Source organism: Spirosoma pulveris, from assembly GCF_054781875.1.
On record NZ_BAAGTO010000001.1, the window covers coordinates 1,240,735 to 1,264,809 of the forward strand.

Genomic DNA, 24,075 nt, shown 5'->3' on the forward strand with positions numbered 1-24,075 from the left:
TAGTTGGCTTTAATCAATTTACACGGCTACATCTTCTGCCGATTTCAGCACCACCGGACCGATGAGGCCGGAATCCAGCAGGGGCGAGTCTTTCTTATAATGTTTCCAGGTGGTGAATGTCACCCGGCCATCGGCTGGTTTGGGCTTCCCTTCTTTGTACCAGGCGGGCAGCTCCACGATGGCACCGTTGTTCAGGCTGGCAATGCCACTGGACCCACCTCCGGGGGTAAACTTATCGGGGTCCGGCAACTGCTCGTCGCCGATCAGGCGGTTGGGCCAGAGGTTAGTAACAGCAATTTCCAGCGTATTGGTACCGGATTTTACGGCATCGGTAATATCGACCAGAAACGGACGCTTCCAGAATACACCCAGATCATTCCCGTTTACCCGAACACCCGCCAACACCTCCACACGACCCAGATCCAGCATGAGTTTCTTTCCTTTCGCGAGCGAGCCGGCCGCCACCGTGAACGATGTGCGATAACTGGCCGTACCCGAAAAATACTTTACGCCATCCTGCTCATGGCTGCTCAGCGACAGCAGTTTGGGAAGGGTAATCTGCGCCGGTGCGCCCAGATTTGGGGGGAAGCTCACCTGCCACGGACCAGTCAATTCTTTTGGCGGAGCAATTCCGGCAACGGTTACAGGCGTCGTACGGCTATCGCTGTGTTGCAGCGTGTAGCGGCCATTCTGCCAGAAACGCAGACCCGGTACGCCGTTCGCAGCCAGTTGCACAGCAGGCATGGTTTCGGATTTCGGCCGGGGCTGGGTGGCGAGTTGTCGAACGCGTTCTTCCGTTATGGCTTCCGCAATCAGCTGCGGTTCGCTCAGGTCGCCGTTGTAGAACGACGCGCCATCACGCAGGTACGCTTGCCCCAGACCGGGGTGAACAAGGCTACCGGCGGCTTTCCCGCGCTGAATTAGTTTGCCGTTGACATACACTGCCGGAACACCATCGGTGTACACCAGCGCAATGTGCGACCAGCCGGATATGTCTGCCGGAGCAGCCAGTTTAAAGACGGGGTTGCCGGTTGTGCGCTCCCAGACCGCCACGCCGTTTCGCCCGATGGCTAACCCGCAGACCGCGTGCCCCTCCCCGTACAAGTCCGTACCGGCGGGTGGATACAGGGCGTAGAAATCCGTCCAGGCACCTTTCACCGTGTCCAGAAACCCACTCGTCGACAGCATGATATTCAGCTCCGGCTTGGCCCACAGGCTGATGGCAAAGTTATTTGACACGTCTTTATAGAGCTTCCGGGCAGGAACTGAAAAGGGTTTATTCGTCAGGACAAGCTCGCTTCCGTTGCTGACCGATTGGAGTTGTTTTGACTTGGCAGCCGAGCGGAATACGATAAAAGCGGAGCCAGCCGGGTCGAGTTGGACTGGTACCTGCGTTTGCCCATTGGCCGTGGCATAAACGGGCAACGGTGTCTGTTTACCCGTTGCCGCATCCCACAGTTCGGGCTGCATCCCGTCGACGCGGAAGGTGCAAACCAAGTCTTCAGGGGTGCGTCGCTGATTGGCCAGAAAGTATACCTGCGTCTTCCCGATGCGCCGGTGAATATAGGTAACGGGCGCATCGCCGGAGCGGGATGTAACCTCGAAATCGGGTTTGATGGCCAGCGCCGACAGTACCGTTTCAATAGGCTGCTTCAAGAATACACGCCCCTTCCCCAACCGATTTTCAGGACGGTTGCCAGCTCCCCAGATTTCGTTCACCAGCCGCTGGAATTCATCATTTCCCTGCGTTTTCGTTCGTAAGCCCAACGACATCGCTGGCCTCGAACCGATCAGAGTCAGCCCGCCATTGACCAGCTCCCGTAGTTTGCGAACCAGTTCGATACTTAATGCTTTGTGGTCCTGCAGTACCAGCAGCCGATAGCTCATGCCGTCGGGCAGGGTCAGGTTTCCGTTCAACACGCTGGCCCGTTTTATGATCGTTTCGGCATTGATGAGATCATAATCGTAGCCCTCCGGTGGGGTTGGCGTTAATTCGTGGGGCTCCACTTTCGTGTACTGATTGCCGTCTTCGCCGGTGAAATAGGCGAGATCGGCAACGAACAGCCCCTGTTGTAACAAACTCTGGCAACGGGCAATGTAATCCAGCCACGATCGTCCCTGATGCCACCAGGTCGTTGTCCGGTCGAAGTGAATGCCCCACGGCCCCATCGTCATGCCCGGCACGGCGGTCGGGTGGGGCTGGTGCGCGTACCGGTGAAAAATAATCTTGTTCAGTCCCTGGGTGAACATCTTGTCGCCCAGGGCTTTCATAGCAAAGGGATACTCCTGCCAGCGCGCCGATTCGGGTTCGCCGGTGAAGGCTTCCGCCCCCACCACCTGTGGGTTTTCGGGGGTACCGCCACCCGCAACACGCCCGTTGATATGCGCGATCGAAGCCGCCAGCTTAGTGGTCCGGCGCATGGTCAGGTTATTCTGGAAGATGGCCGAAAGACCGTTCCAGAATTCGCCCATGTTCACGTCGACGCGGGCACCGATCTGCATTTCTTCCATTGGCCCCCGGTCGTACGGTTCGGTGTAGGCCGTAATGCCGTTTTTATGGCACAACTCACGGAATCGACCGTAGTAATTATCTGCAATGAGGTCGGCCTGGGTTCGGCGCACATCCCACAAAAACCGCTCGGTGGTGTCGACATCGCCCACGATGCGTCCGGTGAATGCCGGGAGGTAGTTCAAAAGCGAATAGCCCGAGCGGGCCTGAAACGCCTGCGGAAACTGTGCCGTCCAGTTCTGCATACCCACTTCATAACTGTCGATGAGCATCCCGACGCGGCCTTTTTTCGCTATCGGCCCGAGCGTTGGCAGTAGGTTTTCCATCATTTTATTGAAATGGAAATCAATGGCTGCTGCACTGTATTTATCGCATTCCAGCCCCACACCCGTATCGGGTGCCGATCGGTTCATCTCGCCGTTGGGCGTGTAGCCCATCCGAAGTACCGTCCAGTTGCCCGCCGGTGCCGCCCAGGTAAGCACTCCGTCTTTCATGAATGAACTGAGATCGACAAGCGCATCCAGCCGGATAGCCGCTTTGGTAGTGCCGTCGGGATCGGGCGTAACGCCCATGACACCAAAGGCACTGTTGGCTTTCTTTCGCCAGTCGGCCAGCCGTGCCGCTCCCGAAAAACGAAGCTGAGAAAACTGACGCGCTCCGGGCGATGTCAGCCGGAAAAACTTCGCTTTTGTAACCGGGAACTCCGCCAGGCTCAGCGACAGATCTGACGAACGCCCGGTACCAATCGACGTTAGCTTCCGAAACGTCTGCCCATCGTCCGACAGTTCGAGCGTTAGCTGGGGACCGCCACCAAAACCACCGGCTGGTCGGGGTTTGCCCAGGGGTTTACTCAAAAACGCAATGGAGCGCACTTCGTAGGGCTGATTGAATTCAATAAGCAGCGTAACGGGTTTATCGTCGGCCTCGGCCATAATCGACACGCCTTTGCTACCGGCCAGTTCATCGGCAGAAACCGCCCCTCCCCCATTGGCACTAACCTGCTGGACAACTGCTGATAGCGGCACTTCGCCGGGGAGCGACGGGTAGGCAATCACCGCCACATCCCGGTAATAATTCAGATTGGTGAGCGGTTGCGCCAGCGGGATGGTTACCGTCTGTCCACCCGTCACAAAAGTTTCACTCCAGCTCACCTGCTGCATGGCAAGTTCGGGCGTAATCCACGGCCCGCCACTCGACGACCAGCCGGGGCAGTTGTGCATGGTAAATTCCAATCCCAGCCGCTCTGCTTCTTTCATGGTATGCTCCTTCAGCCGGAGCCATTCGGGGCTTAGATACACCACAGGACCTTTGGGAATACCCGTACCAGCATCGAAGTTCTGAAACCCGCCCAGCCCGATCTGTTTCATAGCTTCGAGATCGCGGGTGATCCCGTCGGCGGTGACGTTGCCATTCATCCAGTGCCACCAGCATTGCGCCCGTGCCGACGCTGGCGGATTGAGGAAGGCGTCGGCGAACGATTCGGCAACGGCGGCTGGTTGTGCAGACTGCTTTTTACGAATGTCCAGGATGCCGGTTGGCGTGATGAGGGCCATCAGCCCGGCTGTGGAGCTGTTTTTAAGAAAACTGCGTCTTTTCATGAAGGCGGTACAAGTCGGGAGATACGAACGCTGGATTCAGGAAGCCGGTCCCTGATCGCAGGTAGTTAGCGAAACAGTAATGGGGCAAACGTGTGTAGATTAGTACGCCACGCCAGGAACGAGTGCCCGCCGGGCACTTCGACATATTGGTATTTTATACCGTTCTTATCGAAGAGGGCCATCATATTCTTGTTGTTCGGGTAAGCAATATCGGCTGGGCCACCCATGGCAATCCAGACTAATTTGATCCGGTTGATTTCCGGATTTTTTAATACGGCCTGATACTTCTCTTCCAGCTCCTTAATGACAGGCGGGAAGTAGCCGGTACTCAGTGGAAGCACATAGCTGAATTTCTCCGGATGCCAGAGGGCAATATTCAGTACCTGGATACCTCCCATCGACAGGCCCGCAATAGCCCGGTCTTCACGACGGGTCGATACACGGTATTGCTTTTCAATGTAAGGCATCACGCTACCCATAAAATCAATACAAAACGGGTCTTGCTCCGGGCCAGCGCCCATGTGTATGCCGGGTGTGGGCGTGTGTCCCGCGGGCATGACCACCAGCATGGGCTTCATCTTGCCTTCGGCCAGCAGGTTATCCAGAATGAAATTGGCCCGTCCCACAGTCATCCAGCTGGCATCGTTATCGCCCCCGCCATGAAGCAGGTACAAAACCGGTAGTTTGGCCGTCGACTTCTCGTAGCCTGGTGGGGTATACACGTGCATTCGGCGGGTTATACCCAATGAAGCCGATGGATACCAGACAATCTCGACCCGGCCATGCGGTACATTTTTTTCAGTCACGTAATCGGTCTCTTTTCCCGGTATCGTAACCAGGTTCGACAGACCGTTCAGGCTCTCTTTATACTGCGGATTTTTTGGATCGAACGTTTTGATGCCGTCCACCGTAAAATCGTACGTATACAGATTGGAGGCCAATGGCCCAACGGTGGTTGTCCATACGCCATTGGCTTGTTTCGTCAGACTGGCGGCTGGCTGCCCGGCCATAAAGTCGCCGTTCACCGTTACCTCGGTGGCTTTGGGGGCGTAGATACTGAAGCGAATCCGGCTGTCAGGTAAAATTCTAGTCGAAACCAGGGTATCATTGGGCGACGGGGTGCGTGCCGGAAAATTCTGTCCCTGCGCCAGTCCGGTAGCCAGCAGGCTAAGGCAGACGATAAGTTTTTTCATACAAGTCACGGGTAGATCAGGGAACAACAATGCCGTTTTGCTTCAATATTTTGCTAAAAAACAAGACATGCGACGGGAGCGAATTTTCCCAATAGTCCCAGGTATGCGCACCAGGATGCTCGGTGTAATCGTGGGGAGTCTGGTTGTACACCAATCGACGGTGCAGTTCCCGGTTCGGCTCGATCAGAAAGTCGTCAACCCCACAGTCAATGATCAGTGGCAGGGCGTTGGCTTTCAGTTTGTCGGCCATGTTTACGACCGAGTTAGCCGCGTATAGATCGGGGGTTGCCCCAACGGGTCCCAATATCCGGGTGAATCCCGGCGCAATCTGTTTAGCGAACTCCGGTGTAATTTTCCAGTGCGTCGTTGACAGATCGAGTGCTCCGCTCATGCTACCGGCAGCACAGTAAAGCTCCGGATGACGGCCTGACAGGTACAAGGCACCATGACCACCCATGCTCAGGCCCGTAATGACCCGCCCTTTACGGTCGCGGATAGTACGGTAGGTGTTATCGATTTTTTCGACGACCTCTTTTGTTATGTAGGTCTCGAAAAGGTTATCTTTCTGAATGGGGCTATCCAGATATCCGCTTAAGGGTTCCCCTTCCGGCGTCACGATAATGATATTGTATTGATCGGCCAGATTATGCAGGAGCATTTTATCGGGCGTTTTATTCAGCCAGTCGTTGAACTTCCCGCCACCCCCATGCAGCAAATACAAAACGGGATAGTTGGCTTTGCCTTTGGCGTAAGAATTCGGCAGCACCACAGCCGCCCGCAGATTCTTCTTCATCACGGCCGATGGCACGTCCAGCGAATCGACTTTAGCAGCCAACGAAAGGGTAGAAAAGCACAGGAGAAAAAGTAGTAAACGTGATCGAGCTGGTGTCATGAGGTAGGTTGGAGAATGGTTAAAAAACACCCCACAGCAACGGCGTACCGTTTGGGGTGGGGTATTTTTCAAAATCAAATTTCACTTACTTAAACAGCAGTGGCACATACTCATTGAGGTACTGGCGCCAGTTGATCCAGGTGTGGCCGCCGGAGGTTTCTTTGTACTGGTATTTGATCTGATGCTTGTCGAGAAGGGCCAGCGTTTTCTTGTTGGCATCCATCACGAAATCATCTTTACCGATGGCGATCCAGAACAGTTTTTTGTTCTTGTTGAACGAAGGATCGTTCAGCGATTTGGCATATTTGGTTTCGGCTTCGTCGATAGAAGCCCCGAAAAATCCGGAACTAAATACGCCCACGTAGTTGAACAATTCGGGCCGGGTGAGCGACACGTCGAGCGTCTGGAAACCACCCATACTCAAGCCCGCCAGTGCCCGATTTTCGCGATTGGGCAATGTGCGGTAGGTTTTCTCCATCATTGGCATGATGTCGTTGAGCAAATCATTGGCAAACATAGACCGGATGGTATTCATGGCCTGAGGATTCATTCCACTCGATGGGGGCAGCGGCATACTCCCGTTAGGCATGACCACAATCATGGGTTTGGCCTGTCCCGCAGCCAGTAAGTTGTCGAGGATAAAACCCGCCCGGCCAATGGTTTTCCAGCCCGAATCGTCATCCCCGGCACCGTGGAGCAGGTAAAAAACAGGGTATTTGGTATTCCCTTTTTCATAACCCGGTGGCGTGTACACGTGCATCCGGCGCATCATGTTGAGCGATTTCGACGAATACCAGACTTCCCGAACTTCGCCGTGAGGCACAGCCTTGTTATCCTCAAAAGCGGTTTCGGCACCCGGCACGAGCATGATATTTTCGAGACTGCTGATGCCCTGTTTAATAATCGGATTCTTGGGGTCCATCGTCCGAACGCCATCCACCAAGAGTGTATACGAATAATAATCCGGGCGGAGCGGGCTGGTCGTCGCCGACCAGACGCCCACGTCATTCTTGGTCAGGCTGATGGGCTTACCCCCCGACAGGAAGTCGCCACCCACGCTTACCTCGCTGGCTTTGGGTGCGTAAATCTGAATCATGACCCGCTTGTCGTCCAGCACTTTGGGTGACTTGAGCGTGTCGTTGGGTGTGGGGGTCCGCTGGGGTGCCTGCGCCAGAGCGCCCACGGCAATACCCGTTGCGAACAGGGTTACCAGCAAACGTGGAGTGGTCATATTGATTTTCATATACTTGGTTTTATTTTCATTCGCCATCATTGTCATTGCCGCCAGAGGTTGGGCAGTAATTTGTAATACAGCAGATGCCGCCAGGTACCCCAGTCATGAGCCCCTTCGCCACCGACGTAGTAATCATGCTTGATACTATGCTTTTGCAGCGCTTCATGTAGGGCTACGGCCCGTTTACCGATTGTTTCTACCTCACCGGTTCCCTGCCCTACCAGGAGGTAATCAACTTTCCGGTTCGCGGCCGGGTCATTGAGGAAAGCCGCACTAACTTTTTCCGTTTCCAGATCGCCCGCACTCAGGACACCGAAGGCGCTGAACAGGTCAAGATTTTTCAACCCAACCAGCTGCGTATGCCGCCCTCCCATGGACAGACCCGCCAGGGCACGTCCTTTACGGTCGGCACGGGTGCTGTAGCTCTTGTCGATCAGCGGAATGATCTGCTTTTTCAGCTCCTCTTCCAGCAACGGGAATGTTTTCTCAGTATGCGCAGGATCGTTGCGGTGAACCACCTGATTGTTTGGCATGACAATGAGCATTGGCACCATTTTACCTTCGGCAAGCAAATTATCGGCGATGAAATTGGCCCGACCATCGAGTGCCCATCCGGAAGCCAGCTCACCGCTGCCACCCATCAGGTACAGCACCGGATACTTCTTTTTGGGGCTATAACCGGGGGGCGTGTATACGTACATTTCCCGCTCGCCATTAAGCACATCCGAGTGGTAGATATGACGCGTAACAGCCCCGTGCGGAACTGGTTTCGCATCATAGTAAGCAGGGCCGTCGCCCTGAACAACCAGATTGCTGTAACCGGGCTGGTCATTAAAGCCTGTAAGTGTGTTGTTCGGGTCGACAACCTGCACGCCGTCGATACTGAATTTATACACGTATATGTCAGGCTTGAGCGGCCCAACCGTCAGCGACCAAAGTCCTTCGTCGCTCTTTTGAAAGGGAATGGGGTCCTTTGCCTTCAAGGCCAGCAGCATAGGACCACCGGTTAACAGAACGGTCCGGGCTTCGGGGGCTTTGAGTCGGAAAGTAACAGTGCGGTCGTCACGAACTTCAGGAGAGATGACGCTGGCACCGAAAGGCAGCAAGTTCTGGGTATTCTTCTGTGGATTCCAGTCAAGGTTTACATGTGCCTGCTGCGCCTGTGCCCAGTAGTTTCCGACCAACAGTAACGCGATAAGCTGACTAACTATCCGATTCATAGGCATCATTTTTTCCTTTGTGTCAAAAGTACATAAAGTTCCTGTTCAACCTCATAGAGACGGCGACATTTTGTGAATTTTTCATGACTATTTATTACAATTTGTTGGCATGGAATATCTTCCTACAGCGGTCTGTCAGCAGTATCGGTTCTTTGGGTGCATTGGCTGGCATCGTTACCGGGAACGATTGCACAAAAAAAAGGCAGGCTTTCCTTGAACGGTTGCTGAATTTAAGGTCACTTTCGCGAATTGTTATCAACTGTTCAACCGGATAGATAGTCAGACATCACCCCCGTTTTGACCGCTTTCCGGTCGCCCCTTTTATGAAAACTGCCACTGGACTCGCTACCCTGTTTTTTGTTGCCATCGCCCAACTTGTGTCGGCCAGACCGGCAGACTTACCGAAAGCCGTCCTGCCTGCTTTCCGGAAGGACACTTTAAACATCGCCCGGTTAGGCGCCGTTGCCAATGGCCTTACCCTGAATACAGCCGCCATCAACAAGGCTATCGACCAGTGCAGTAAAGCCGGTGGGGGCGTCGTATTGATTCCGCGTGGACTGTGGCTAACGGGTCCGGTTACGCTTAAAAGCAATGTCAATCTCCATCTGGCTAAAGGTGCGTTGCTTCAGTTTACGAACCGACGCGAGGTGTATCCGCTGGTGAGCACGACCTGGGAGGGTGAAGAAGCCATTCGAAATCAGGCCCCGATTTCGGGCGTAGGCCTGGAAAATATCGCCATTACCGGCGAAGGTATTATCGATGGTGCCGGGGAAGCCTGGCGGATGGTTAAGAAAGGCAAACTTACCTCCGACCAGTGGAAAAAGCTGGTTGCCTCCGGTGGCGTGTTGAATGATAAACAGGATACCTGGTACCCAACAGCGCAATCGCTGAACGGAGCCAGTGAACCGGTAAAAGCAGGGCAGCCCATGGCATACTACGAGCGCATCAAGGATTTTCTGCGTCCCAACATGCTGAGCCTAACCCGCTGCAAGCGCATTCTGCTGGAGGGCGTAACGTTTCAGAACTCCCCCGCCTGGTGCCTGCACCCGCTGCTCTGTGAAGACATCACTCTTCGCCGGGTTACGGCTAAAAATCCGTGGTATGCCCAAAATGGCGACGGCCTGGACCTAGAATCCTGCCGGAACGGATTGGTTGACGACTGCACGTTCGATGTAGGGGACGACGGTATCTGTATCAAATCGGGCCGCGATGAGCAAGGCCGCAAGCGGGGCGTTCCCACCGAAAACATCACCGTTCGGAATAGCCGGGTGTACCATGCCCACGGCGGGTTTGTGATCGGCAGCGAAATGTCGGGCGGAGTAAAAAACCTGTACGTATCGAACTGTACATTCATGGGCACGGATGTCGGGCTTCGTTTCAAGACGGCGCGGGGCCGGGGTGGTGTTGTCGAAAACATCTTCGTAGATGGTATCGACATGACCGATATTGCCGGAGAAGCCATTCTGTTCGACATGTATTATGCTGCTAAAGACCCGGTGCCGCAACAGGGTGAAAGCAATGAGTTACCCAGTATTCCGGCGCAGCCCCTTTCCGAGGCAACCCCTCAATTCAAGGCGTTTCAGATTCGGAACGTTACCTGCAAAGGTGCCGAAACGGCGATTCTGATCCGGGGGTTACCCGAAATGGCCGTCAAGGATATTTTGATTGAAAATGCGGTGCTGCAAAGTCGGAAAGGGCTGGTTTGCATCGAAGCAGAGAATATCCGGCTGAAAAACGTGTCGCTGTTTACCAGCAACAAAACCGTCATGCAGTTGCAGAACAGCCGCAACCTGACCCTCGACGCAATTCAGTATGCAAACAATGCAGATTTGCTGATGCACATTGCAGGGGCGCGTTCCAGTGGCATCCGGCTCCTGAATACCGACACGTCCCACGCAAAAAGAACGGTAGAATCCGACGCATCTGCCCCGGCAAACGTCATGACGATGAAAGAGGAGTAATCCGCACCGACTACCTCACCTTATAATCCGTTAGAATCCCCTGGCACATCCAGTTAGCCAGGGCCTGCCGGTTCTGTGCCTGCAAAAACCGGCGCTGGTCCAGTGCGTTCTGGATATTACCCAGTTCAATAAAAACCGTGGGTGGATGGCTGTTCTTCACGACGTATAAGCTCCCCCGGCTGCTCACCCGGCCCATGTAGGGGCGGGCGGGGCGATGGCGCCGGTAGTTAGCCAGAAACGTTTTATGAATATGGCGTGCCAGGCGCAACCCAACTTTACTCTGCGGGTGGTGGTAGAAAAACACATCGGTCGTTTCACCTTTACTCCGGCTATCGACGTGAATGGTGATGAACCGCTGGTATTGGCCTTTATGGCGGGCATATTCTGCATTCACTGCCGTAGTTGTCTGCCGTAGTCGACTGGTTTGATTTAAGGGTATGGCCTGATTTGGGTAGGCCACTTCATCGTAATCAATGGGTAACACGGCCGCATCCCGAATCCCATCATTTCGATCCTGCACGATCATGTACACCGTTGCGCCGTGCTGAATAAGCAGCCGGGCGAGCCGCAGGGTTACGTCATACGCGTACTCATCTTCGGGAAGCCGCTGTTTACCGTAGCGGCCAATGGCTCCCGGATCGGGGCCGCCATGCCCGGAGGCCAGGTAATAGACCGTTCCGCCAAGCTGGCCATCCAACGTCGGAATGGTCGCGTACCGGCTGCCCATGATAGCGAGCCGTCGGCTCACGGGCAAGGCTACTTTTTTAATGGCTGGCTTTCTTTTCCTGACCGGCGCAACCGGGCGAATGCGTTTGGGCAATCGCTTGGATTGGGTAGCTTTCCTGGATTTCGGACGAACCTGAAGGCGCTTGTTGGTACTGATTTTCCGTACCCTCTTCGTTTGCCGGGTCGGTTTTCTCACCTTCTTCTTTTTCTGACCCGCTTGCTGATTGTGGCTGATACCCCGCACACGATAAGACGAGCTAAGAATGGTTGCCGGAGATGTAGTTCCTGAGAGTGTCAGGTAAACGATAAATAGGGCTATTAGATGCAATAGACTAAATTAACAATTGAGTAATCGGGACAACTCTTTCACAATAAGGCTACTATTCGGACGAGACCGGCCAATCAATGTCACAATGACGCAGGAATTTCGTTCAACGTCCCCAAAACGACAGCCTGGCGTCCGCAAGTACACAAAGTTCTAATTCGCTGCCTGTTTTAAGTCATCAGGCTGAGAAATATTACTTACAGGCATACTGCATCTTCAAGAGATTCATAAATTTCTAAAAAAATGTCAATTTGGTTCAGGGGATGTAGACAACAGCGTTCAAGTCCAATCGAAAACATCCCGTAAACCCGCTGAAACCGGCAATCTGGTACGCGCCGTGCTGTCGGTTTCTTAAAACCTGCCTTGTCAGGCTACCAGCTATCCGCTTGAGGATTTGAGAAACCTTGCCGGTCGGTTTTGAGAAACTGACCACACAGCACGTCGACGGAGAAAAGAACATTTGAGTACCCTAAGCTTTACTACCTTCAAGTCAATAACCTCATTTCTAACCCTTTTTCAATAGTCTTGAAACGATTCCTGCTCCTCGTTATCGTCCTGGCCGTGACGCTCGGCCTTCGTCAGCCGATCAGTCCGGCGTCGCGGCCACCCTCGGCTCCCAATATCATTTTCCTGCTGGCCGATGACCAGCGATGGGACGCCCTGGGTGTTGCCGGGAACAAGACGATCCAGACACCCAACCTCGACCGGCTGGCGCGGGACGGGTTCTACTTCCGGCGCTCGTATGTGACTACGCCCATCTGCTGCATCAGCCGGGCCAGTATCCTCAGCGGGCAATACGCCCGTCGGCACGGGATTGTGGATTTTGTTACGCCTTTTACCGATTCTGCACTGGCGCAGACGTACCCGGTGCTGCTCCGCAAAGCGGGGTATCGAACGGGTTTCATTGGCAAGTATGGCGTGGGCAATATAATGCCCGTTGACGCTTACGACTACTGGCGGGGTTTTGACGGGCAAGGAAACTATGCGGCAAAGGATGCACAGGGGAAACCAATTCACCTGACCGATCTGATGGGTCAGCAAATGGACGAGTTCGTTCGGGATAACCCATCGGGGAAGCCGTTCTGCCTGTCGGTGAGCTTTAAAGCACCCCACGCACAGGATGGGGCCAACCCCGAATTTCCCTACGCCGAGCGATTCGCCAATCTCTACCGCGACCAGACACTGAAACAGCCCGCAGCAGCCGACGACAAATATTACCGGCAGTTTCCGGACTGGTTCCGACACAACGATCAGAACGAGTCCCGCATCCGCTGGAGCCGACGTTTTGCTACGGATTCCATGTTTCAGCAGACCACCAAATCGTATAACCGGCTGATTACGGGCATTGACGACGTGGTGGGTAACCTCCGCCGAACCCTACGGGAACGGGGGCTGTCGGATAACACCATCATCGTATACACGAGCGACAACGGATTTTATGAGGGCGAATATGGATTCGCCGATAAATGGTACGGCCACGAGTTATCGATTCGGGTGCCGCTCATAATCTACGACCCCCGCCGACCGGAGCGGCAAGGGCGCACCACCGACCGCTACACCCTAAATATTGATTTTGCTCCTACCCTGCTCACGCTGGCGGGTATCCCGGTGCCGGGCCGGATGCAGGGCCGCAGCCTTACACAACTCATGGACAATCGCGACGGCGCACCGCTCAAAACGCCCTGGCGAACGGAGTTCTTTTTCGAGCACATGTTCAATTCTCCAGCCGTATTTATTCCACAAACGGAAGGCGTTCTGAGTGCCGACAGAAAGTACGTCCACTATTTCAACCTCCGCCAACCGACGGATAGCTACGAGGAAGTGTATAACCTGAGAACCGACCCGCTGGAACTCCGCAATCTGGCGGTTGAGCCACAGGGAAAGGCATTAAAAAAATCGCTGTTACCCATTTTCGACCGGCTCAAGGCAGCCGCCCGTTAAGTCATCAAACCCGACCATCAACTATGGATTCTGTTACCCTCTGCGTAGCCGGTGCGCTGTTAACCGGTCTGCTTGCCTGGAAGCCATCGCCTGCACCCACCCGACACGAACGCAGTAAGGCCGTAGCGCGCAAGCCCAATATCGTGATCGTTATGGCCGACCAATGGCGGGCACAGGATCTTGGCTACGCGGGCAATCGGGAGGTGAGAACGCCCAATCTGGATAAACTGGCCAGGGAATCCGTCAACGCCCGCTTATGCGTAGCCGAAGTACCGGTTTGCTCCCCTAGCCGGGCCAGCCTGTTGACCGGACAACACGCCACCACCCACGGGGTATTTTACAACGACCGCCCCCTGCGCAACGAAGCCGTCACCCTGGCCGAAGTGTGCCAGCAGAACGGTTACAAAACCGGCTTCATTGGCAAATGGCACATTAACGGCGGTTTAGCCAAAGATTTTGCGGCTGGTCGGCTGGCACCGATTCCGGCCGACCGCCGGCAGGGTTTCGAGTACTGGCGGGGGCTGGAATGCACCCACGACTATAACAACTCGCCCTATTACAATGAAGTAAACAAACGATTTGTCTGGCAGCAATACGATGCCATCAGCCAGACCGATTCGGCCATTTCATTTATGACCCGGGCACGCAAAGAGCCGTTTCTGCTAGTGCTGGCCTGGGGACCACCGCACGACCCCTACCAGACGGCCCCGAAAGAATACCGCCAGCGGTACGCCAGCAAAACGTTGTCTCTGCGTCCCAATGTTCCCGTTAAAGACACGATGGAAGCTAACCGGGCGTTGAAAGGCTACTACGCCCACATCAACGCCCTCGACGATTGCATTGGCCGGTTACAGGCCGCACTAAAAGGGGCTAATCTGGACGAAAATACCATTTTCGTGTTCACCTCCGACCACGGCGACATGCTGTATTCGCACGACCAGATCAACAAACAAAAGCCCTGGGACGAGTCCATCCGGATACCGTTTCTGCTCAAATACCCGGCGGGCCTGAGCCGAAAAGGGCGTACTCTGGATGTACCCATCACGCTTACGGATGTGATGCCTACCGTCTTGTCGCTGAGTGGCCAGACCATTCCAGCCAGTGTACAGGGGCAGAACGTCGCCAGCCTGATTCGCCAGCCTCGTGCCCCCAAGCCAGACGATGCTGCCATGATTGCCTGTATCGTACCGTTCCACCAATGGAATTACGGGCGGGGAGGTCGCGAATACCGGGGCGTTCGTACGGTGCGCTACACCTATGTACGTGATCTCAAAGGGCCATGGCTGCTGTACGATAACCAGCAGGACCCGTTCCAGCTCAAAAATCTGGCCAATGAGCCCCGCATGGCGGAGACCCGAAAACGACTTGAGGGCATTCTGACGCAAAAGCTCCGGGCGGCCAACGACACCTTCCAGGCCGGAAACGTGTACATGGACAAATGGAATTACCCCTGGGCCTACATCGACTCACTGGGCAATCCGTATTATAAGTAGGTCATAGCCTATCTGCTACTTATAGTGTCCATATACCCATTCACTCTATGAATTTCGCCCGGCTTATTGCGTTAACCGTCTGGTTAATAACCTCTATCATAATGGTTTTAGTCACGTCATCGGAGGCAATTTCCGCTCACCTCACACCCGTTCATTTACGGACAGAGTACAAACAAAACCCGGTCGTCGACGTCGACAAACCCCGCTTAAGCTGGGAACTGACGGCTACCGGACGGGGGCAGGTTCAATCGGCTTATCAGATACTGGTCGCATCGTCGGTGGCGTTACTAAATGCCGGAAAAGCGGATTTATGGAATTCCGCCAAAGTAATGGGCAATGCCACAAATCAGGTGGAATATGCCGGGAAGTCACTGACCGCCCGAACAGTCTGTTACTGGAAAGTACGAAGCTGGAACAAAAACGGCCAACCCGGCCCCTGGAGTGCCGTTTCGACTTGGGAAATGGGCCTGCTCACCAAAGCCGACTGGACAGCCGACTGGATCGGGAACGACCTGACCGCATTAGGCAAAGGGAAAACCTACCACCTGCCGCCCGCACCTTTTTTCAGGAAAGACGTTCAACTAACCGCCCCGGTCAAAAAAGCCCGGCTGTATGTCACGTCGCTGGGGTTATACGAGTGTCAGATCAACGGCAAACGCATCGGCAACGACTATTTCACTCCCGGCTGGACCGATTACAACAAACGGGTTTACTACCAGACCTACGACGTGACCGCCGATGTAAAGACCGGCAAAAATGTACTGGGGGCCATCGTTGCCGATGGTTGGTACGCAGGCTATCTCGGCTATGCCCTACTCGTCGGGAACCCGGTTGTGAAGAACTTCTACGGTGACGTCCCCCTGCTGAAAGCTCAGTTGGAAGTCGAATACACTAACGGCAAAACCGAAACGATTGTCACCGATCAAAGCTGGAAGACAAGCCAAGGCCCCATTCTGGAAGCCGATATCCTGAACGGCGAAACCTACAACGCCAATCTGGCCTTTGTCAACTGGAGCAAACCGGGTTTCAACGACGCAGGCTGGAAGAGCAGCACCATTTTCCCGGATAAAGCCGACCGGCAGATTGAAGCGTATCCGGGAAACCCGATTCGGGTGTTTCAGGAGTTGAAAGCCAAAACGGTTACACCGAAATCGGGCGGACATTACCTATTCGACTTGGGTCAGAATTTTGCCGGTATGGTGCGGCTGCGGGTAAAAGGCAACAAGGGCGATACCATTCGCCTACGATTCGGCGAAGTGCTGTTTCCCAACGGCGACATCATGACCGAGAACCTGCGCAAAGCCCGCGCCATGGACACGTATATACTCCGGGGAGATCCGCAGGGCGAAACATGGACCCCGAAATTCACCTACCACGGCTTTCAATATGTCGACGTCTCCGGTTTCCGAACGGCACCTACAACAGACGCCATTACCGGAGTCGTTCTAACCTCCGCAACCCCCGAAGCGGGCGGGTTCGAAACGGATAACCAACTCATAAACAAACTATACCAAAACATTGTCTGGACACAGCGTTCAAACTATTTTGAAGTGCCTACCGATTGTCCGCAGCGGGACGAGCGGCTGGGCTGGACCGGCGATGCCCAGGCTTACGTTCAATCGGCCACGTATAACAACGACATTTCTGCGTTTTTCACCAAATGGCTGGTTGACCTCAACGATGCCCAACGCGCCGATAATGCCTACCCGATCTACGCCCCCGCGCCCAATGTCCGCAAAACGGATACCTACTCGCCGGGCTGGTCGGAGGCCGGAATCATCTGCCCGTACACAATCTACAAAACCTACGGCGACACCCGCGTGATTGAAAAATTCTGGCCGAATATGGTGGCATACCTTCAGTTTATGGAAGCCAAAAGCAAGGGCACCTTCGTCTACAAAGAAGGTTCTTTCGCCGAAGTTTCGCCCAAAGGTGGGTTTGGTGACTGGCTTTCAGTCGGCAAAAAAACACCCCCCGACATGCTGGCAACCCTATACTTCGGCTACGCAGCCTCCATGATGGCCGACATGGCCAGGGCTATTGGCAAGTCGGAGGAGTCGGCATATTACGAAGGGGTGTTCAGGAAGATCAAACAGGCGTTTCTGGCGCATTACGCCGATTCGGAGGGCCGTTTTAAAACAAACAGTGCTGCTTACGGAAATGGCGAAGGCTATGTGGATGGTGAGATGGGTTTCGAAGGGCACACGCAAACCGCCTACGCCAATGCCATTTACATGAACATGATCGGCCCCGATTTGACCTCTAAAGCCGGAAACTGGCTGGCCGAACTGGTTAAAGCGAATAACAACAAACTCTCGACCGGATTTCTGGGCGTGAAACCGCTGTTGCCGTCACTGTCAATGACGGGGCACACCAACGAAGCTTACAAACTTTTGCTGAGCACGGAGTACCCGTCGTGGGGTTTTGAAGTGGTAAACGGAGCCAATACCATTTGGGAGCGCTGGAATAGCTACATCAAAGGAAAAGGCTTCGAGAACAATGCGGGTATGAACTCCTTCAACCATTACGCCTTCGGATCGGTGAACGAGTGGCTGTTCGGGAATGCCGCCGGGATAAAAACAGCAGAAGCGGGTTACCGGACATTCACCATAAAGCCCGAGATTGCTCCGCAAGGCATAAACTTTGTGAAAGCTACCTACCAATCCATCAACGGGACAATTGTATCGTCCTGGAAAAAAGAAGGGAATCGAATCCAGTTGCAAGTGGTAGTCCCGGTAAACACCACCGCCACGGTTTTTATCCCGACTACCAATCCAAACAGCGTCTTAGAAAGCAATAAACCCCTGAAAACAAGCCCTGACATCCAACCCAATGGCAGCAAAGACGGGTACCTTCAGGTAACGATTGGTTCCGGAGCCTACCAGTTCAGCGCGGTAAACTAAGGTGGATTGTACCCGACAGCATAGCTTTGGCCACTCCGCTTGCTGTCGGGTACTTTTTTACTTCGACGAAGCCCGCACCACCAGCTGGGTTGGGATTTTGATTGAGTTGGGTTGTGGGACCTTCTGTTTCCCTTCGATCAGGTTGATCAACTGCTCGGCGGCCACCTGACCAATATCAAGAGCCGGTTGCTCAACGGTAGTTAGCGCTGGAGCCAGCAGATCAGCAACCGTACTGTTCGTAAAACCGATCAGTGACACATCGTCGGGGATGCTAATGTTCCGTTTTTTTAAGGCCCCCAGGCAGCCCAGTGTCAGTCGGTCGCCAGCCGCAAAAAACGCATCGGGAGTGTACATCAACAGTTCATCGACCAGCGGTTCTACTTCATCCTGTCCAAACCAGCCGTAGCGAACCAGATTCTCATCGTATGCCAGCCCGTACTGTTCCAGTGCCGCCCGATAACCGGCCAGCCGTTCCTGCGTAACCGAAATGTGGGAAGGCATGGTGAGGTGGGCAATGCGCCGTCGACCGCTGTTGATCAAATGCTCGGTTGCGGCAAACGCCCCGGCAAAGTTATCTGCCGACACACTCGGGCTATCCAGTTGAGCCGAGACCCGGTCGAAGAGCACAATGGGTAATTTTTTATCCTGCAACTCCCGCAGGTAGGTCACATCGAGCGTGCCGCTGGAAAGCGAAATAAGCAAGCCATCGGCTTTGCGGGCCACCGCCTGCTGTACCGTTAGCAATTCCCGCTCATACGATTCGTGACTCTGGAAAATAATGACGTGGTACCCCCGGTTATAAGCAATTGCCTCGATGCCGTTGATTACCTGAGAAAAGAAATTATTGGCAATCTGCGGGACGATGACAGCAATAACCCGGCTACGGTTTTCCTTTAAACTCAGAGCAATGGGATTGGGCCGATAGTTGAGCCGCTCCGCGTATTCGGTAACCAGCCGTTTTGTTTCGGGATTGATTTCGTAGCTATCCCGCAGTGCCCTCGAAACGGTTGAGGTCGAGAGATTTAAAGCGCGGGCAATATCTTTTATCGTTATCGTGTCCAAGTGAAGATATTAATAAAATCCAAAAACCGGAAAGTGAGTGGAAGGCGTGCTTCAATAAGGCTACCTCGTCTATTTGCTACCCATAACCTGATCTTACAATATCCTGCCAAAAAATGGTAACGTTCCCGATAACGTTTGCGTGAATAAATATGGACTAATTCTTCTATTTAATGAATAGCCTGCTTACTCTTAGTAGGCCTGTCCTGAATCAGGGGCATATCCATTCCCGGATTTTTCCACGAAAAAGATAATTTCCAATCATTTCCGGCGCTTAAATTACTCCCTTAAAACCTATGCATTCCTTATCGATCGCGTCCTTATCTACGAGCCCGTTCAGCCCGGCCAGTAACCTTCCTCCAACGAATAGCCAGCAACTGCCCGAGCGGGTATTACAGTTTGGAACGGGCGTTTTACTGCGTGGCTTGCCCGACTACCTGATTGATAAAGCGAATCGGCAGGGTATCTTCAACGGGCGCATTGCCGTGGTGAAATCGACAGACGGGGGCGATATGACCGCCTTCGCCCGGCAGGATAATCTGTATACGCTCTGCATTCGAGGCATCGAAGCAGGTGAGACCGTCGAAGAAAATATAATCTGTTCGTCCATAAGCCGCGTCTTATCGGCCAAACAGCAATGGAACGAGATTTTGACGCTGGCAGCCAGCCCTGATCTACAAATCGTCATTTCCAATACGACTGAAGTGGGGATTCAGCTGATCCGGGACGACATCCGACAGTCGCCACCGGAGTCATTTCCCGGTAAGCTCCTGGCCGTTTTATACGCCCGTTACAAAGCCTTTTCCGGCGACCCGAATAAAGGATTAATCATAATTCCAACCGAGCTTATCCCCGATAACGGAACGCTACTGCGGTCTATATTGCGGGAACTGGCGCAGCAAAATGCACTCGAATCGGCATTCATCGACTGGCTGGAAACGGCAAACCCCTGCTGCAACTCGCTGGTTGACCGGATCGTTCCGGGCCGTCCGGACCCAGCTACGTATCAGTCGCTTTCCGATGAGTTGGGTTACGAGGACGAGCTGCTGACGGTTTCGGAAGTGTATCGTTTATGGGCCATTGAAGTACCGGCCAACTCCGATGAAGAGCATGTAAAAAACGTGCTGTCCTTTCACCGGGCCGATCCGTCTGTTTACATACGCCCTGATATCGGCCTGTTTCGGGAACTGAAACTACGACTGCTCAACGGCACCCACACCCTGAGTTGCGGGCTGGCGTTTCTGGGCGGCTTCACTACCGTTCGGGAGGGGATGGAGAATGACCGGCTGTCGACATTCATCAGCCGGGTAATGCTGACCGATGTGGTTCCGGGGATTCCCTACGCCGTTGATGAGGATGCCGCCCGTCACTTTGGATTGCAGGTTCTCGACCGGTTCCGTAACCCGTTCATCGAACACCGCTGGATGGCGATCACCATGCAGTATTCGGCCAAGATGAAAATGCGGATCATTCCAGTGCTGCTTCATCTATATGCGCAGCCTCAACCGGCAGTCCCTCAATACATCGCGCTGGGTTTCGCGGCTTACCTGCTGTTTATGCGGGGAACGACGCAAAAGGACGGCGTCTGGCAGGGTGAACATGATGGAGAGCTGTACCCGATCAACGATGCGCAGGCCGCTTACTTTGCCGACGTATGGGCTCGGTTGCCGCCCTCGGAGCTTGTCGATACCGTTCTGCAAAACACGTCGCTTTGGGGAGCCGATCTACACGCATTACCCGGTTTTGCCGAGACCGTCGACACGTACCTGACGCAGTTACTCGATCAGGGCGTAAGGGCTACGCTGACCGAAAACCAGAGTCTATCCGTCTATCTTTAGGCAACACAAAATCGTACAACAGACTACGCTCTGGCGGTTTTTAGGGATTATTTTGGGTATAGAACGCCCGAAAAATGCTCTTTCCCCTATAAGCTTACCAGGTTCGGTTGACCGATACTTCTTACTTTATGACCAAAATCTGCTGCTTCGGCGAATTATTATTACGGTTTTCACCCATTGCCAATGGTGAATGGATTCGACAAACGTCGATGCCCGTTTTTGTGGGGGGGGCCGAATTGAATGTGGCCACGGCCCTGGCCAAATGGGGCATTCCCGTTAAATATAGCACGGTGCTTCCACAGAACTCCCTGGCCGACGATATCATACGCCACATCGATGCGAAAGGCATCGAATCATCGGGCATTGTCCGATTTGGTCAGCGGGTAGGCACGTATTACCTGCCGCAGGGCACCGACCTTAAAAACGCGGGCGTCATCTACGACCGGGCCCATTCGGCGTTTTCTGAACTGGCCCCCGGCAAGGTAGACTGGAACACTGTTTTACAGGATACCGAGTGGCTGCACGTTAGTGCAATAAGCCCCGCTCTAAGTGCTGAAGTGGCCGATGCCTGCCGGGAACTGATGGCGGTGGCCTCGGCCAAAGGCATCACCATTTCGATTGACCTCAATCACCGGGCGCGACTCTGGCAATACGGTCTTTCGCCCACCGACATTATGCCGGGTCTGGTTGAGTATTGTGATGTGGTGATGGGTAATATCTGGGCGGCCAATGCGCTGCTGGGGATTCCCGTCGATGAACACATTCATGCCAAAGGGCAGCCATCCGATTACCTGGCCCATGCTCAAGCCACGTCGGAAGCCATTCAGAAGCGGTTTCCCCGGGTCAAAGTCATTGCCAATACATTTCGGTTCGATACGCCCCCAACGGGCCTTCGGTACTACACAACCCTGTTCACTGAGGGACAACAGTACGTGTCGCCCGAGTTACTGACCGACTCTGTCGTTGACCGGGTGGGCAGTGGCGACTGCTTCATGGCCGGGTTGATTTATGGCCTCTACAACCAGCATTCCCCGCAGGAGGTGGTCAATTTTGCCGCTGCTGCTGCTTTTGGTAAACTGCAGGAGTTGGGCGATGCCACCAACCAGACTATTCCCGACATTACAAACCGCTATTTTCCAATAACAGCCTTATCCTAACCTCTTATGTCTGCATTTACGCCCGAAAAAATTCTTGACCTGGTGAGCAATCACCCGATTGTACCCGTTTTTTATCATCCCGACAGTGCCCATGCGCAGTCTATCGTTCAGGCTTGCTACAATGGTGGCCTTCGGGTATTTGAGTTTACCAACCGGGGGGCCATGGCGCTGCCCGTATTTACCGATCTGGTGAAATACGTCCGGGTCAACTGCCCCGATATGGCCATGGGTATCGGTACCATCCTGACCCCCGCCGACACCGAACTTTTTCTGGATGCCGGGGCCGATTTTGTGGTGCAGCCCGTTACGACGGCCTCCGTGGGCGATGTTTGTCACGAACGGGGTGTATCCTGGGTTCCGGCGGGTTCGACACTGAACGAACTGTATCAGGCTACGCTGCTGGGTGCCAGTCTGGTGAAAGTCTTCCCCGGTAACGTAGTGGGTCCGGGCTTCATCAAGGCCATCAAAGGGCCAATGCCAGGGCTCAAGCTCATGGTAACGGGTGGCGTTGAACCCACAACCGACAGTCTGACGGCCTGGTTTCAGGCGGGTGTAACGGCGGTAGGCATTGGCTCACAATTATTCTCGGGTCAGAACTTAACGCCCGAAGCCTTGCAGGAACGGGTAGCGGGTCTGGTTCAGCATATTTCAACTTTTACGCCTAAATCTGCATGAACAAGCCCCTGGGAAATTATCGCTGGACCATCGTCGCGCTTCTCTTCTTTGCGACGACCATCAACTACCTCGACCGGCAGGTAGTGGGCTTACTGAAACCCACGCTGGAAAAAGAATTCAACTGGTCGGAGCTGGATTACAGCCGCATTGTGCAGGTCTTTTCGGCGGCTTACGCCATTGGGTTACTCGTTTTTGGTCGGTTCATTGACCGGATTGGCACAAAGACCGGCTATTCGCTCGCCATTATTTTCTGGAGTATCGCGGCAATGGCGCATGCCCTGGCCACGAGTACGATGGGATTTATCTTCGCCCGCATTGGCCTTGGTCTGGGCGAAGCCGGTAACTTTCCGGCGGCTATCAAAACGGTGGCCGAATGGTTTCCCAAGAAAGAACGGGCGCTGGCAACCGGCATCTTCAACTCCGGCGCCAACATAGGCGCTGTGGTTGCCCCTATTCTGGTTCCCTGGATACTAGGCATCTACGGTTGGCAAATGGCCTTCATCGTTACCGGAGCGGTGGGATTTATCTGGCTGATATTCTGGTATGTCAGCTACGAAATACCCGCCAAACAGGCTAAACTTAGTAAAGAAGAATTCGACTACATCCACAGCGACAACGAAACCACCCCCGATGACCTTGCCGACCACGGCAAGCCGGTTTCCTGGAGTGAGTTGCTGAGTGTTCGCCAGACGTATGCGTTCGTATTTGGCAAGATGCTCACCGACCCGATCTGGTGGTTTTTCCTTTTCTGGTTGCAGGACTATTTCTCCACCACCTTCCACCTGGATACCAAAAAACCCAACCTGTATCTGGCCGTACTTTACACGCTGGTCAGTATCGGCAGTATTGGCGGAGGGTACCTGTCGTCGGCGTTGATTAGCCGGGGATGGAGCGTCTGGAAAGCCCGAAAAACGGCCATGTTCATCTTTGCGTTGCTGGTTATTCCGGTTATCGCCGTCCGTTTCGGGCCGGGGATCTGGACAACCGTTGCCCTGATTGGTCTGGCCGGTGCGGCTCACCAGGCGTGGAGCGCTAATATTTTCACCACCGCTTCCGACATGTTCCCGAAGCGGGCGGTTAGCTCAATCGTTGGCATTGGCAGTATGGCGGGGTCTGTAGGGGGCATTATTTTCCCCGAAATCGTCGGTCGTATTCTGGACAGCTACAAAAAAGCGGGCGATGTGCAGAGTGGCTACGGCATCATTTTTCTGATGTGCGGCTCTGCCTATATGCTGGCCTGGCTTGTCATGCACCTGCTCGCGCCAAAAATGCAACCCGTTCAATTGGGGAGACCCGAAACCGAGCCGGTGGCGTAACATCAACCCTGTAAGGTCACTAGGGCCTTATAGGG

Annotated in this window: 15 protein-coding genes; 8 read left to right on the forward strand and 7 right to left on the reverse strand. The window is 54.1% G+C overall.

Annotated elements, in window-relative coordinates:
- Positions 1 to 18 precede the first annotated feature (18 nt).
- The 5 genes from ACYVJM_RS05095 to ACYVJM_RS05115 all read right to left on the reverse strand — a co-directional run bounded on the left by ACYVJM_RS05095 (position 19) and on the right by ACYVJM_RS05115 (position 8,646).
- Entirely contained in the window at positions 19 to 4,107 is a 4,089-nt protein-coding gene (locus tag ACYVJM_RS05095; RefSeq protein ID WP_461147114.1) for a glycosyl hydrolase, read from the reverse strand.
- Between the two features lie 65 nt (positions 4,108 to 4,172).
- Complete coding sequence (locus ACYVJM_RS05100) at positions 4,173 to 5,300, reverse strand: esterase (protein WP_461147115.1); 1,128 nt, start codon at positions 5,298 to 5,300, stop codon at positions 4,173 to 4,175.
- Positions 5,301 to 5,316: 16 nt separating this feature from the next.
- The gene (locus tag ACYVJM_RS05105; protein WP_461147116.1) at positions 5,317 to 6,192 is read right to left on the reverse strand and encodes an alpha/beta hydrolase; all 876 of its coding nucleotides are present in this window, start codon (positions 6,190 to 6,192) and stop codon (positions 5,317 to 5,319) included.
- Positions 6,193 to 6,277: 85 nt separating this feature from the next.
- Complete coding sequence (locus ACYVJM_RS05110) at positions 6,278 to 7,423, reverse strand: esterase (RefSeq protein ID WP_461147734.1); 1,146 nt, start codon at positions 7,421 to 7,423, stop codon at positions 6,278 to 6,280.
- A gap of 44 nt (positions 7,424 to 7,467) precedes the next feature.
- Positions 7,468 to 8,646, reverse strand: a complete 1,179-nt coding sequence (locus ACYVJM_RS05115) for an esterase (RefSeq protein ID WP_461147117.1) — start codon at positions 8,644 to 8,646, stop codon at positions 7,468 to 7,470.
- Between the two features lie 323 nt (positions 8,647 to 8,969).
- Here ACYVJM_RS05115 and ACYVJM_RS05120 point away from each other — a divergent pair, with 323 nt between their 5' ends.
- Entirely contained in the window at positions 8,970 to 10,607 is a 1,638-nt protein-coding gene (locus tag ACYVJM_RS05120; RefSeq protein ID WP_461147118.1) for a glycoside hydrolase family 28 protein, read from the forward strand.
- 10 nt (positions 10,608 to 10,617) lie between these two features.
- On the opposite strand, the gene ACYVJM_RS05125 is transcribed toward ACYVJM_RS05120, so the two are convergent.
- Positions 10,618 to 11,661 (reverse strand): N-acetylmuramoyl-L-alanine amidase family protein, encoded by a 1,044-nt coding sequence (locus ACYVJM_RS05125; protein ID WP_461147119.1) that lies wholly within the window; start codon positions 11,659 to 11,661, stop codon positions 10,618 to 10,620.
- A 522-nt stretch (positions 11,662 to 12,183) separates the two neighbouring features.
- Here ACYVJM_RS05125 and ACYVJM_RS05130 point away from each other — a divergent pair.
- The 3 genes from ACYVJM_RS05130 (at position 12,184) to ACYVJM_RS05140 (ending at position 17,995) form a co-directional block, all read left to right on the forward strand.
- On the forward strand, positions 12,184 to 13,599 hold the full coding sequence (locus ACYVJM_RS05130) for a sulfatase family protein (RefSeq protein ID WP_461147120.1): 1,416 nt from the start codon (positions 12,184 to 12,186) through the stop codon (positions 13,597 to 13,599).
- A gap of 23 nt (positions 13,600 to 13,622) precedes the next feature.
- Positions 13,623 to 15,092, forward strand: coding sequence for a sulfatase family protein (locus ACYVJM_RS05135; RefSeq protein ID WP_461147121.1), 1,470 nt, complete (start codon positions 13,623 to 13,625; stop codon positions 15,090 to 15,092).
- Positions 15,093 to 15,193: 101 nt separating this feature from the next.
- Complete coding sequence (locus ACYVJM_RS05140) at positions 15,194 to 17,995, forward strand: family 78 glycoside hydrolase catalytic domain (protein WP_461147122.1); 2,802 nt, start codon at positions 15,194 to 15,196, stop codon at positions 17,993 to 17,995.
- A 57-nt stretch (positions 17,996 to 18,052) separates the two neighbouring features.
- On the opposite strand, the gene ACYVJM_RS05145 is transcribed toward ACYVJM_RS05140, so the two are convergent.
- Entirely contained in the window at positions 18,053 to 19,057 is a 1,005-nt protein-coding gene (locus tag ACYVJM_RS05145) for a LacI family DNA-binding transcriptional regulator (RefSeq protein ID WP_461147123.1), read from the reverse strand.
- A gap of 293 nt (positions 19,058 to 19,350) precedes the next feature.
- Between ACYVJM_RS05145 and ACYVJM_RS05150 the strand changes: the two genes are divergently transcribed.
- The 4 genes from ACYVJM_RS05150 to ACYVJM_RS05165 all read left to right on the forward strand — a co-directional run bounded on the left by ACYVJM_RS05150 (position 19,351) and on the right by ACYVJM_RS05165 (position 24,040).
- The gene (locus tag ACYVJM_RS05150) at positions 19,351 to 20,892 is read left to right on the forward strand and encodes a tagaturonate reductase (RefSeq protein WP_461147124.1); all 1,542 of its coding nucleotides are present in this window, start codon (positions 19,351 to 19,353) and stop codon (positions 20,890 to 20,892) included.
- Positions 20,893 to 21,020: 128 nt separating this feature from the next.
- On the forward strand, positions 21,021 to 22,049 hold the full coding sequence (locus ACYVJM_RS05155; RefSeq protein WP_461147125.1) for a sugar kinase: 1,029 nt from the start codon (positions 21,021 to 21,023) through the stop codon (positions 22,047 to 22,049).
- A 6-nt stretch (positions 22,050 to 22,055) separates the two neighbouring features.
- A complete protein-coding gene (locus tag ACYVJM_RS05160; protein ID WP_461147126.1) occupies positions 22,056 to 22,724 on the forward strand; it encodes a beta/alpha barrel domain-containing protein in 669 nt (222 codons plus the stop codon).
- Positions 22,721 to 24,040 (forward strand): MFS transporter, encoded by a 1,320-nt coding sequence (locus tag ACYVJM_RS05165; protein WP_461147127.1) that lies wholly within the window; start codon positions 22,721 to 22,723, stop codon positions 24,038 to 24,040. The genes ACYVJM_RS05160 and ACYVJM_RS05165 overlap by 4 nt, the downstream gene beginning before the upstream one ends.
- Positions 24,041 to 24,075 lie beyond the last annotated feature (35 nt).